We start from the raw sequence: 12,311 nt of genomic DNA on the forward strand, positions 1-12,311 counted from the left end.
GGCGGCCGCGGCGATGGAGAAAAATGCCCACCCAACCGGAATAAGGTCAAGGCAAGCGAGTTCAATCTGACCAAACAGGAAGTCAAAACTGACTATCCAGATGCCAACCCCCAAAAAGAGGATTGGACTTTGATCCAAAGGAATTCTCGCGATCCGAAGACCAACGAGGATAGAATTGGCATTTGACAAGTGCACGCTGTTGAGTTCTCAAGGAACGGACGCACCCACAGAAACAATCTCTCGACCTACCCGTGAGGCAATTCACGCCTACGACCCACGACCCCTTGTCTCTCACCGTGGGACCTGTAGAAGATCAACGTCGTGAGAAGCGGGCCGAAGGCCAGACCAGAACGTTACACCATTCGGTGTGTGTTCTGGGTGGTTCACCACTTGAGAGGATGCGGGGCCTTTCGGCCGAGCCGCTCTCCCCTGTGGGGCGAACAAGTAAAAGGTTACGCGCGGGACACCGACTCGGCGAATCCAGCCACATCCCGGGCGTGTCACGGCGCCGGATCACCGGAATGTCGCGGGATTCGCCGCTCCCCCGGAGACCCGCCCCGTCACGGGTGCGGGTCTCATCCGATCAGACCGACGCGGGCTCGGAGGCCTTGTCGACCGGCAGCGGCCAGAGGGCGTCGAGCAACTGACGCACCCACGCGAGGAGGTTCGCATCATCGGCATCCTGTGGAAGCGGAACCACCATGGCGTCTCCCCCCGCGACGAGCTTCGCCTTGGGGTACAGGCGCTGGAGGCGCACCCGCATGGAGTCGGCGAGGTTCGCCGGTGCGACCCGCAGGTTCGACCCCATCGCGACCACGTCGGCGAGACCCGCCTGCGCGGCCCGCCGGCGAAGTCGAGCGACGGCGATGAGCCCCTCGACCTCGGCCGGTGGCTCGCCGTACCGGTCGCGGAGCTCCTCGACCACCAGGTCGATGGCGTCGTTCTTGGCCGTGGCGGATGCCGCCGCCGACAGCTTCTGGTACGCCTCGAGGCGCAACCGCTCACTGTCGATGTAGAACTCCGGCAGACGCGCGTCGATCGGCAGCTCCAGACGGAGCTCGGTGGGGCCGTCGACGTCTTCGCCGCGGAACGTCGACACGGCCTCGCCGATCATGCGCAGGTACAGATCGAACCCGACGCCGGCGATGTGCCCGGCCTGCTCGGCACCGAGCAGGTTTCCCGCGCCGCGCAGCTCGAGGTCTTTCAAGGCGACCTGCATGCCGCTGCCCAGGTCGTTGTTGACGGCAATGGTCTCGAGACGGTCGGCCGCCGTCTCGGAGAGCGGCTTCATCTCGTCGTACAGGAAGTACGCGTAGGCACGATCGCGCCCACGGCCCACGCGTCCGCGCAGCTGGTGCAACTGCGAGAGTCCGTACTTGTCGGCCCGGTCGATGATGATCGTGTTGGCGTTCGAGATGTCGAGGCCGGTCTCGATGATCGTCGTCGAGACGAGCACGTCGGCCCGGCGCTCCCAGAAGTCGTCGACGACCTGCTCGAGGGCGTGCTCCCCCATCTGCCCGTGCGCGACCACGACGCGCGCCTCGGGGACGAGTTCGGAGAGATGAGCGGCGACCCGCTGGATGGACGACACGCGGTTGTGCACGTAGAAGATCTGTCCCTCGCGCAGGAGTTCGCGGCGGATGGCAGCCGCCACCTGCTTGTCGTTACGCGGACCCACGTACGACAGGATCGGATGCCGGTCCTCGGGCGGAGTCGCCAGCGTCGACATCTCGCGAATGCCGGTGACCGCCATCTCGAGCGTGCGCGGAATGGGCGTGGCGCTCATGGCCAGGATGTCGACGTTCGTCTTGAGCTTCTTGAGAGAGTCCTTGTGCTCGACGCCGAACCGCTGCTCCTCGTCGATGATCATGAGACCGAGGTCTTTGAAGTGCACCTTCTCGGTGAGGATGCGGTGCGTTCCGATGACCATGTCGACGGTGCCGTCGGTGATCCCCGCCAGCGTCGCCTTCGCCTCTTTGTCGCTCTGGAAGCGCGACAACGGCCTAACCGTGACCGGGAAGCCCGCGAAGCGCTCCGCGAAGGTCTCGAGGTGCTGTTTGACCAGCAGCGTCGTCGGCACGAGCATGGCGACCTGCTTGCCGTCCTGGATCGCCTTGAAGGCGGCGCGCACGGCGACCTCGGTCTTACCGAAACCCACGTCGCCCGACAGCAGGCGATCCATGGGGATCGGCTTCTCCATGTCGGCCTTGATCTCGTCGATCGTCTGCAGCTGGTCGAGGGTCTCGGCGAACGGGAAGGCCTCTTCGAGCTCGCGTTGCCAGGGGGTGTCGGGTCCGAAGGCGTACCCCTTCGACGCCATGCGCGCCGAATACAGCTTCACCAGTTCGACCGCGATGTCACGGACCGCCTTGCGTGCCCGCCCCTTCGCCGCGGCCCAGTCGCCTCCGCCCATCTTCGACAGCGTGGGCGCCTCGCCGCCGACGTACTTCGACAGCAGGTCGAGCTGGTCGGTGGGGACGAAGAGCTTGTCGCCCGGGTACCCGCGCTTGGCCGGGGCGTACTCCAGGACGAGGTACTCCTTGGTCGTCTTGACCGCGTTGCGCCCGCCGCTCGACACCTCGCGCTGCGTGAGTTCGAGGAACTTGCCGATGCCGTGGGTCGCGTGCACCACCACGTCGCCCGGCTTCAGCTGCAGCGGGTCGACGACGTTGCGGCGGCGCGACGCCAGCTTCTTCGGGCCGCGGTTGTCGCCGCTGACCGAACGACCGTAGAACTCGGTCTCGGTGATGACGGCGAACTTCGCCTCGGGCAGGTGGAATCCGCGTTCCAGCGGTGCGCACACGACGTGCGCGACCCCCGGCTCGGGGGGCGTGCGCACCTCGTCGACGCGTCGCGCCGCGATGCCGCGCTCGGCCAGCACGTCGCGCGCTCGATCGACCATGCCGGGGCCCGACGCGGTGACCACCACGGACCACCCGTCGGCCAAGAGCTGTCCGACGTGCGACGTCGCGCCGTCGACATTGCCCTGGTACGAGGGGACGGGATCGGCCTTCACCCGGTACGCGGACTCCTCACCGACCACGAGGCCCTCGTCTTCGGCATCCGCTGCGCCCGAGTCGAACGCGCTCAGCTGCCACCACACGCCGCCACGTCCGCTCGAGATCTCGTGCAGGTCGTGCAGGGTGACGAAGTCGCCCGAGTCGAGGTCGACGGGGGTGTCGGCGCCGGCGGTCGCCGCCGACCACGCGGCCTCGAGGAACTCGCGGTTGGTGTCACCCAGCGTGGTGGCACGCGCCGTCGAGCGCTCGGGGTCGACCAGCGCCACCGCACTGCCGCCCGGGAGGTAGTGGACGAGGGTGACGAGGTCGTCGACCAGCACCGGGATGAGGGACTCCATGCCCTCTGCGGGGATGCCCTCGGCCATCTTCTCGAGCAGCTGACGCAGACCCGGGTAGCCGTCGCGCAGGTCGGCGGCACGGGAGCGTACCTCGGCGGTGAGAAGGAGTTCGCGGCTGGGGTTGAGCGACACGGATGCCACGTCTCCCGGCAGAGAGCGCTGGTCGGCGACCGAGAAGGCCCGGATCTGATCGACCTCGTCGCCGAAGAACTCGACGCGGAAGGGGTGGTCGGCCACGGTGGGGAACACGTCGAGGATGCCTCCGCGCACGGCGAACTCGCCGCGCCGCGAGACCATGTCGACGCGGTGGTAGGCCAGCTCGACCAGGCGCATGATGACGGACTCGAGCTCGTGACCGCGTCCGCCCACGACGAGTTCGATCGGCTCGATGTCGCCGAGGCCGGGGGCCAGCGGCTGCAGGGCGCTGCGCACCGAGGCCGTGACGACGAGGGGTGCCCGCCCATCCCACGCCGCGATCCGCCGCAGCACATCGAGGCGGCGTCCGACCGTCTCGGGGCTCGGGCTGAGCCGCTCGTGCGGCAGCGTCTCCCACGCGGGGAAATGGAGCACCTGCGCACCCGGAAGGACGGCCTCGAGAGCCGGACCGAGCGACTCGGCGCGTCGGCCGGTCGGGGTGATCACGAGGACGGCACCCGGCTCACCCGCCGCCCGGCGTCGTTCGACGAGGCCCGCGATGACGGGGGCGTCGAGTCCGTCGACGAGGGAGAGAGACAGGTCGGCGGAGGCCGCAGAAGCGGCCTCACGGTACGACTCAGCCTGCTCGAGGGCGCGCACGATCCCGGGAACTGTCACTCGCAGAAGTCTACGCGGGGGTACCGACATCGGACCCGGCTGGACAGTCGTGGTCGCCCGTGATCGACACCCGGATCCGGCTCGCCGTCCGCTCGGGCGTTCTCGTAGAGTGGCCGCATGTCCTCTCCGAGCGCCCCGAACGGCCCGGTCTTCGCCGCACCGCACGTCGCGCCCCCGGCCGGCACGCTGCTGACTCCCCCGCCCGTCGCACGTCGAGGACGCCCCCTGGGAACCTGGGCGCTGCTGCTGTCGCTCATCGCCACGGTGCTGGCATCCGCCGTCGGAGGGTTCCTCGCCTTCCGCATCGCCCGGGGCGTCGGCCCCGACCTCCTGAACTCGACGACGGTCGACTGGCGGGTGTTCTCGCCCGTACGCGACCTGGTCCTCGCCGCGGAGGTCACGTTCTGGACGGCCACCGTCATCGGCCTCATCGCCTTCGTGCTGGGCGTGGTGGCCACGGCCCGCGACGCGGGTCGCGGCGCCGGCATCGGGGCGATCGTGGTGTCGGTGCTCGGCCCCCTTCTGTTCGCGGCGTTCATCGTGATCGCCGGCATCGGTGGAGTCGCGACGATGCCGGCGGGCGGGGGCTCGGTCGTCTGAGCCCGCGCTACCGTGCTCCGGCGCGGCGCGTCCAGCCCGGGCGGTCACCCCGCCGTCGTTCCTACACTGGAGCGACGGGCGGATCCGGCCCGTCTCCGACCTGAGGAGGACACCGTGAGCAGCGTCACCCCACCGCCCCCCGAGCCCTACGACCCGCCCGTCGCGCGCGCCGGCGCCGCGGAGCCCGCGTACGGCGCACCCGCCGCACCGGCCTACGCTCCCCCGCCGTCGTCCCGAGGGGCGAAGGGTTCGCGAACCCTGGGCCTCATCGCGTTCCTCGCGTCGATGGTCGGCGTGGTCGTCGGCATCGTCTGCGCCCTCATCGCGGGCCTGCAGAGCGGTTCCCTGGCGCAGTACGCCGACGCCAGCGGCGAGATCGACCCGAGCACCCTCCCGCCCGGTACCGAACAGACCGCCATCCTGATCGCCGTCCTCAGCGTGACGGCCTTCGCGGTCTACGGCATCTTCGGCCTCTGGGGCTTCATCCAGGGCATCGTCGCGGCGGTCAAGAACCGCGGACGCGGCTGGGGAATCGCCGCCGTGGTCATCGCCGTGCTCGGCGGCATCGCCGTCATCGTCGCCTTCGTGGGCGGGGTCGGCCTGGGAGTGGCGCCCAGCATGTGACACCGACACATCGACGGCCCCGATCTCTCGAGACCGGGGCCGTCGTCGTTCGAACCCGCGCGGGTCGCGGTGTCAGCTGCGGGGGGCGTGGAAGCGCTGCTGCGCGGCCACCAGGCCCTCGTCGACGAGCATCTCCACCGCGTCCGCCGCATCGGACACGAGGATGGGGAGCGTCTGACGCTCGGTCGCGCTGAAGGGATCGAGCACCCAGTCCGCGGGATCCTGCCGCCCCACCGGCCGGCCGATGCCCACTCGCACCCGGGGGAACTCGGGCGTCGCCAGTGCCTTCGCGATATCGCGCACCCCGTTATGGCCGCCGTGGCCCCCGCCGGTCTTCAGCTTGATCGTGTCGTAGGGGATGTCGAGCTCGTCGTGCACGACGACCACGCGCTCGGGCTCGGTGCCGTAGAACCGGGCGAGGCCGGCCACCGGCCCGCCCGAGACGTTCATGAAGCTGTTGGGCTTGGCCAGCACGAGCTTCGCCGCGCCCGGCCGCAGCCAGGTCTCGACGACGCGCGCGTTCGCCTTGTGCGCGCGGAAAGCCTCGCGGCGGCGGGATGCCAGCTCATCCATGACCATCTGACCGATGTTGTGCCGGGTCGCCTCGTACCGCGGGCCGGGGTTGCCGAGACCGACGATCAGCCAGGTGTCTGCCATGGCATCCATCCTTCCGGGTCCGCGCTCGGACCCCGCACAGAGAAAACGAGGGGGCGCGAAAACGCGCCCCCTCGTGGTCGGCAGGCCGTGACGCGGCCCGCCGGAGATCAGTTCTGGTCGCCCTCGGCCTCTTCGGACTGCTCCTCGGCGACCTCTGCGTCGGCTTCGGCGATCTCTTCGTCGGCAGCGAGCGTGTCGAGGGGGACCGAGACGCCGATGATCAGCGTGTCGGGCTCGGTCACCAGAACCGCGCCGGCGGGGAGGGTCAGGTCGGCGGCGGTGATCTGCGTGCCGTCCTCGGCGCCCTCGACCGAGACCTCGATGTTCTGGGGGATGTGGGTGGCCTCGACTTCGAGCGACACCGTGGTGTTCTCGAGGTTGGCGACCGTGCCGGAGAAGGGCTCGCCGACGACCGTGACGGGCACGTCGACCTGGACCTTCTCGCCCTTGTTGATCACGATCAGGTCGATGTGCTCGATGATCTGACGCACGGGGTCCTTCTGCACGTCCTTGACGAGGACGAGCTGGCCCTTGCCGGCGATGTCGAGGTCGAGCAGCGCGTTGGCGCGACGGATGAGCAGCGCGACCTGGTGGCCGGGCAGCGCGACGTGCTGGGGCTCGGTGCCGTGACCGTAGATGACGGCCGGGATCTTGCCCGCGGCGCGGAGGCGACGGGCGAAGCCCTTGCCGAAGTTCTCGCGGAGTTCCGCGACGACCTTGTTGTCTTCCGACATGATGTTCTCCTCGCGGGTACGTGTCCCGCAGCTTGTGAGCGGACCGGGTCCGCGCGTGTGTGGTCTGGATTCGACTCGAACGCGATCGCGTGAGGAAAGCCGGAAGCCTGCATCACCGCGTCGATCACGGATGCCGCGTGCACCTGACGGTGCGCGGCATTCCCTCGCCGAAGTTCCCCGGAAGTCTACCAGCGCGCGACCGTCGGCACGACCCGCCCGGAGGTGGGCCTCCTCGACGCCCGTTCCGGGCTCGACGAGCTCCCGCGGCCACCACCCCGACCACCCTCACCGATGCGTGCGGCACCGCCGGGGGTGCGGAGCCGCGGAGGCGCACGGCGTCGGTTCGGTGGGCACGACGGTAGAGTCGAGAGGCCAATCGACCCGGAGGATCATCATGGACAGCGGCTTCTTCTCTCACGTCGTGCTCTGGGTCATCGGCGGCATCGCCGCGATCGGCCTGGTCGGCACGGTCGGCGCCCTCTTCACCCTGGGCCGCTCGGCGGCGTACAAGAAGCACTGACGCCGTTCAGTCCTCTCGGGCCACGCCCCGCATGGCGTCGTCCGCTTCGCGGACGATCCACCGCATCGCGTCGGCGGCCTCATCGGCGCGCCCGGCGGTCACGGCGAACGCCACGTCCTGATGCCAGCGCACCGCGTGCGGGTTGGCGTCGTGCGGCATGAGTTCGTGCAGCGTGCGCCCGACGAGCACGGATTCGACGACCGTGCCCAGCGCGGCGAACATCGCGTTGCCCGAAGCGGAGAGCAGCGTCCGGTGGAACCGCACGTCGGCCGCGAGGTACTCCCCGCCGTCGGCGTGGTTCTCGGTACGCGCCATCTCCATGACGGCGGAGACGAGCTCCCGACGCTGCGCGTCGTCGGCGTGGACCGCCGCCCCGTGCGCCGCGAGCGGCTCGATGGCCGCGCGCAGCTCACCGAGTTCGCGCAGGTGCGCGTCGCGACCGGGTCCGGCGAGTCGCCAGGCGATGATCTCCGGGGCGTAGACGTTCCAGTCCGTCGCCGGCAGCACCTCGACGCCGGTCTTGCGTCGCACCCGCACCAGCCCCAGCGACTGCAGCACGCGCACCGCCTCGCGTCCGGCCCCGCGTGACGACCCCTCGGCGAGTTCGCCCGTGACCAGGCGGGACCCCGCGGCGATCTCGCCGCGCACGATGGCGGAGCCGACGCGGTCCACGAGTGCGTCGTGCAGGGTCGGCACGGGCGGACGGTCCATCGTCATCCCCCGATGATGACAGACGTCATCCGGACTGACCGACACATTTGTCGTGCAGAATTCGTCATCCTGTGCTTTTATGTACGACAAATAGACCTGCGGCATCGCTGCCGCCCGCCGGACCAAGGACGCTCATGGCCATCACATCCCTCTCCCCCGCGCTCGTGCTCGCCGCCGCCGACAGCGGTCCCGCCGCGCCCGCCGGGCAGCTCATCACCGCCGCTCTCGTGGGCGTCGCGCTCATCGTGGTGCTGATCACGTGGGGCAAGCTGCACCCCTTCCTCGCTCTCACCATCGGCGCCCTGACCACCGGTGTCGTGGCCGGCATGGCGATCCCCACCACCGTGACGAGCTTCACCGGAGGCTTCGGATCCACCATGGGCGGGGTCGGAATCCTCGTCGCCCTCGGCGCCATCTACGGCAAGCTCCTGGCCGACTCCGGAGGAGCGGACCGCATCGTCGACACCCTCGTCGCCCGCGCCTCCCCGCGCAGCCTGCCGTGGGTCATGGGGCTCATCGGCGCGATCATCGGACTGCCGATGTTCTTCGAGGTCGGCCTCGTGCTGCTGGTTCCCGTGATCATCCTCGTGGCCCGCCGCTCGGGTGTCGCCCTGATGAAGATCGCGATCCCCACCCTCGCCGGCCTGTCGGCGATGCACGGCCTCGTGCCCCCGCACCCCGGCCCCCTCGCCGCGATCGACGCGCTCGGCGCCAACCTCGGTCTCACCCTCTTCTTCGGCGTCATCGTGGCGATCCCCGCCGTCATCATCGCCGGTCCCCTCTTCGCGCCCCTCGCCGCCCGTTGGGCCCCGGTGCCCGTCCCCGACCTCTTCATCTCGGCCGAGGAGAAGGGGGACGAGCCCGCGCGGCGCCCCTCGTTCGCCGCCACCCTCGCCAGCATCCTGCTGCCCGTCTTCCTCATGCTGCTGAAGGCCGTCGCCGACATCGTCGCGCCGGGCTCGACCGACGCGTGGAAGGTCGTCATCGACTTCCTGGGCCTGCCGGTCATCGCGCTGCTGCTCGCCGTGCTCGTCGGCTTCGTCGTCCTCGGCCGCGGCGCCGGCTTCGATCGCGCCCGCCTCACGACCGTCGTCGGCTCCTCTCTCGGTCCGATCGCCGGCATCCTCCTCATCGTCGGCGCCGGTGGAGGCTTCAAGCAGGTCCTCGTCGACACGGGCATCGGCAAGGTGATCGCCGACCTCGTCGCCGGTTCCAGCGTGTCGGTCCTGCTGCTCGCCTGGCTCGTCGCCGTGGTCATCCGCGTGGCGACCGGCTCGGCGACGGTGGCGACCATCACCGCCGCCGGCATCCTCCAGCCGCTCACCGAGACCCTCGACGCCCCCATGACCGCGCTGCTCGTGCTGGCGATCGGGGCGGGATCGGTGTTCCTCAGCCACGTCAACGACGCCGGATTCTGGCTCATCAAGGAGTACTTCGGTCTCGACATCCCGATGACCCTGAAAACATGGACCGTGCTGGAGTGCGTGATCTCGGTCACGGGCCTGGCCGGCGTCCTCGTGATCAGCGTGTTCGTCTGACCCGAGCGAAGGGAACCCCGAGATGACCTCCACACCGTCCTCTGCCGCACACGTCGACCCCGAACGGGCCGCCGCGTCGTCGGCATCCGCTCCCCCCGTGCTCGTGTTCATGGGACCCGCTGGAACCGGCAAGTCCACGGTCGCCGGCATGCTCGCCGGTCGCCTCGGTTGGGACTTCCAAGAGGGCGACGACCTGCACCCGCAGGAGAACGTCGCCAAGATGGCTGCCGGTCACGCGTTGAACGACGACGACCGTTGGCCCTGGCTCGACAGGGTCGCCGGCTGGATCGACGGGCAGATCGCCGCCGGACGCCCCGGTGTCATCACGTGCTCGGCGCTCAAGCGCAGCTACCGCGACGTGCTGCGGCGCGAGCAGGTGTCGTTCGTGCTGCTGATGGGCGACCCGAAGCTCGTGCTCGAACGTCTCCTGCGCCGCCAGGGCCACTACATGCCGCCGTCGCTGCTGACGTCGCAGTTCGAGACCCTCGAGATCCCGGATGCCGACGAGCAGGCGATCCGCATCGACCTCGACATGACGCCCCAGGAGCAGGTCGACGAAGCCATCGCCCTGCTCCGCCTCGCCACCCCCTGAGAGACACGCGGGTCGAGCCGATACAGTGGCAGCGGCAGCCCGCGTGCGCTCGCCCACCCCTTTCTCGCACCCGAATACGGAGCAACGAATGACGTCGACCCCCTCCCCGACCGGACCTTCGACCGACCAGGATCAGGCCCCTCACGAAGCCGCCCAGGTGCACGAGGGTGCGCCCGGCATCGAAGAGGTGGACCGCCCCACCGTCGAGGCCGACTCCCACCCCCAGGGCGAGGGCGACGGCCGCGCCAACATCGGCGTCGTGGGCCTGGCCGTGATGGGCTCGAACCTCGCGCGCAACCTCGCCAGCCGCGAGGGCAACACGGTCGCGGTGTTCAACCGCAGCGCCGACAAGACCGAGCACCTCGTCGAGGCGCACCCCGAGGCCGAATTCGTGCCCTCGTTCTCGTACGCCGACTTCGCGGCGTCGCTGTCGGTTCCGCGCACGGCGATCATCATGGTCAAGGCCGGCCGCCCCACCGACTTCGTCATCGACGAGCTGGTGAAGGTGTTCGAGCCGGGCGACATCATCGTCGACGGGGGCAACGCCCTGTTCACCGACACGATCCGCCGCGAGAAGGCCGTGCGCGACACGGGCATCAACTACGTCGGGATGGGCGTCTCGGGCGGAGAAGAGGGCGCGCTGCTCGGCCCCTCGATCATGCCCGGCGGCTCCGACGAGGCCTGGGCCACCCTCGGCCCCATTCTGAAGTCCATCGCCGCGGTCGCCGAGGGCGAGCCGTGCGTGGCGCACGTCGGCCACGACGGCGCGGGCCACTTCGTGAAGATGGTGCACAACGGCATCGAGTACGCCGACATGCAGCTCATCGCCGAGGCGTACGACCTCATCCGTCGCGCCACCGGCAAGAGCCCGGCCGAGATCGCCGACGTGTTCGCCGAGTGGAACCGCGGGGAGCTCGAGTCGTACCTCATCGAGATCACCGCCGAGGTCCTGCGCCAGACCGACGCCGACACCGGCAAGCCCCTGGTCGACGTCATCCTCGACCAGGCCGGCGCCAAGGGCACCGGCGCCTGGACGGTGCAGACCGCCCTCGACCTGGGCGTCCCCGTCTCGGGCATCGCCGAGGCCACCTTCGCCCGGTCGCTGTCGAGCCACCCCGAGCAGCGCGAGGTCTCGCGCGAGCTCCCCGGCCCCTCGGGCACGGACGTGCTCGCGGGCGCCGACGCCGACGCGTTCATCGAGCAGGTGCGCCTGGCGCTGTACGCCTCGAAGATCGTGGCGTACAGCCAGGGCTTCGACGAGATCCGCGCCGGTGCCGCCCAGTACGACTGGAACATCGACCTGGGTGCCGTGTCGAAGCTGTGGCGCGGCGGCTGCATCATCCGCGCGCAGTTCCTCAACCGCATCGCCGAGGCCTACGACGCCGCCCCCGAGCTGCCCGTGCTGCTGACCGCTCCGTACTTCGTCGAGGCCCTGGGCCGCGCGCAGGACGCATGGCGTCACATCGTCTCGCTGTCGGCCGACAGCGGCATCCCGGCCCCCGCGTTCAGCTCGTCGCTGGCGTACTACGACGGCCTGCGCGCCGAGCGTCTGCCCGCCGCCCTCATCCAGGGTCAGCGCGACTTCTTCGGGGCGCACACGTACCGCCGCATCGACAAAGAGGGCACGTTCCACACCCTCTGGTCGGGCGACCGCACCGAGATCGAAGCCGAGGACACCCACTGATCAAGGCCCTCTCGAAGCGGCGGCGAGCACTGCTCGTCGCCGCTTCGGCGTTGTACGCGTTCGGTCTCTGGTGGATGACGCTGCGCCCCTCGATCTACGACGCCGGTGTGGGCGGCATCCTCACCGCCGTCCTGCGGGCGCTGGAGGCGTGGCCGCCCACCGCGTGGGTCACGTTCGACGTGGTGGAGTGCGCCTCGAACGTGGCGATGTTCGTCCCCCTGGGCCTGCTCGTGCTCGGCTGGGGCGGGCGCTGGTGGCACGGCCTACTGATCGCTCTGCTGCTGAGCATCGCGATCGAGACCACCCAGCTGGTGTTCCTTCCCACGCGCGTCGCCGATGCGCGCGACGTCGTCGCGAACACCCTCGGGGCCGGTTTCGGCGTGGTCGCGCTGGTCCTTCTCAGGCGCCTGCTGCCCGGCTCTCAGGATTCCCATAACCCACGCCATAGAAAGCTCATAGATACGCGAGCACAATGAGTTC

The 12,311-nt window shown here is 69.7% G+C and carries 12 protein-coding genes; 8 read left to right on the plus strand and 4 right to left on the minus strand.

The window, feature by feature from the left end; translation table 11 throughout:
• The coding region (locus tag ASF96_RS17385; protein WP_235560550.1) for a hypothetical protein at positions 1-186 on the plus strand (186 nt) is incomplete at its 5' end.
• Positions 187-583: 397 nt separating this feature from the next.
• Here ASF96_RS17385 and mfd read toward each other — a convergent pair.
• A complete protein-coding gene (gene mfd, locus ASF96_RS07585) occupies positions 584-4,171 on the minus strand; it encodes a transcription-repair coupling factor (protein WP_055937787.1) in 3,588 nt (1,195 codons plus the stop codon).
• Between the two features lie 117 nt (positions 4,172-4,288).
• Here mfd and ASF96_RS07590 point away from each other — a divergent pair, with 117 nt between their 5' ends.
• Entirely contained in the window at positions 4,289-4,771 is a 483-nt protein-coding gene (locus ASF96_RS07590; protein ID WP_055937790.1) for a hypothetical protein, read from the plus strand.
• Between the two features lie 114 nt (positions 4,772-4,885).
• The gene (locus ASF96_RS07595; protein ID WP_055839628.1) at positions 4,886-5,395 is read left to right on the plus strand and encodes a hypothetical protein; all 510 of its coding nucleotides are present in this window, start codon (positions 4,886-4,888) and stop codon (positions 5,393-5,395) included.
• Between the two features lie 72 nt (positions 5,396-5,467).
• Here ASF96_RS07595 and pth read toward each other — a convergent pair whose 3' ends face one another.
• Together pth and ASF96_RS07605 are read right to left on the minus strand one after the other, a co-directional pair.
• Positions 5,468-6,052 (minus strand): aminoacyl-tRNA hydrolase, encoded by a 585-nt coding sequence (pth, locus tag ASF96_RS07600; protein WP_055839631.1) that lies wholly within the window; start codon positions 6,050-6,052, stop codon positions 5,468-5,470.
• 107 nt (positions 6,053-6,159) lie between these two features.
• Complete coding sequence (locus ASF96_RS07605; protein WP_055839634.1) at positions 6,160-6,786, minus strand: 50S ribosomal protein L25/general stress protein Ctc; 627 nt, start codon at positions 6,784-6,786, stop codon at positions 6,160-6,162.
• 394 nt (positions 6,787-7,180) lie between these two features.
• Between ASF96_RS07605 and ASF96_RS17525 the strand changes: the two genes are divergently transcribed.
• Positions 7,181-7,306: a hypothetical protein gene (locus ASF96_RS17525; protein ID WP_268768484.1), complete on the plus strand. Its 126-nt coding sequence runs from the start codon at positions 7,181-7,183 to the stop codon at positions 7,304-7,306.
• 6 nt (positions 7,307-7,312) lie between these two features.
• Here the strand turns inward: ASF96_RS17525 and ASF96_RS07610 are convergent, their stop codons facing one another.
• Complete coding sequence (locus ASF96_RS07610) at positions 7,313-8,023, minus strand: FadR/GntR family transcriptional regulator (protein ID WP_055839637.1); 711 nt, start codon at positions 8,021-8,023, stop codon at positions 7,313-7,315.
• A 128-nt stretch (positions 8,024-8,151) separates the two neighbouring features.
• Between ASF96_RS07610 and ASF96_RS07615 the strand changes: the two genes are divergently transcribed.
• From ASF96_RS07615 to ASF96_RS07630, 4 genes are all read left to right on the plus strand, one after another.
• Positions 8,152-9,555 (plus strand): GntP family permease, encoded by a 1,404-nt coding sequence (locus ASF96_RS07615; protein WP_055937792.1) that lies wholly within the window; start codon positions 8,152-8,154, stop codon positions 9,553-9,555.
• 109 nt (positions 9,556-9,664) lie between these two features.
• Positions 9,665-10,147, plus strand: a complete 483-nt coding sequence (locus ASF96_RS07620; RefSeq protein WP_055939295.1) for a gluconokinase — start codon at positions 9,665-9,667, stop codon at positions 10,145-10,147.
• Positions 10,148-10,235: 88 nt separating this feature from the next.
• Positions 10,236-11,831 (plus strand): NADP-dependent phosphogluconate dehydrogenase, encoded by a 1,596-nt coding sequence (gene gndA, locus ASF96_RS07625; protein ID WP_055937794.1) that lies wholly within the window; start codon positions 10,236-10,238, stop codon positions 11,829-11,831.
• Positions 11,832-11,881: 50 nt separating this feature from the next.
• Positions 11,882-12,307 (plus strand): VanZ family protein, encoded by a 426-nt coding sequence (locus tag ASF96_RS07630; RefSeq protein WP_055937797.1) that lies wholly within the window; start codon positions 11,882-11,884, stop codon positions 12,305-12,307.
• Positions 12,308-12,311: the final 4 nt, after the last annotated feature.

Source organism: Microbacterium sp. Leaf179 (genome assembly GCF_001423785.1).
Taxonomy (GTDB): Bacteria; Actinomycetota; Actinomycetes; order Actinomycetales; family Microbacteriaceae; genus Microbacterium.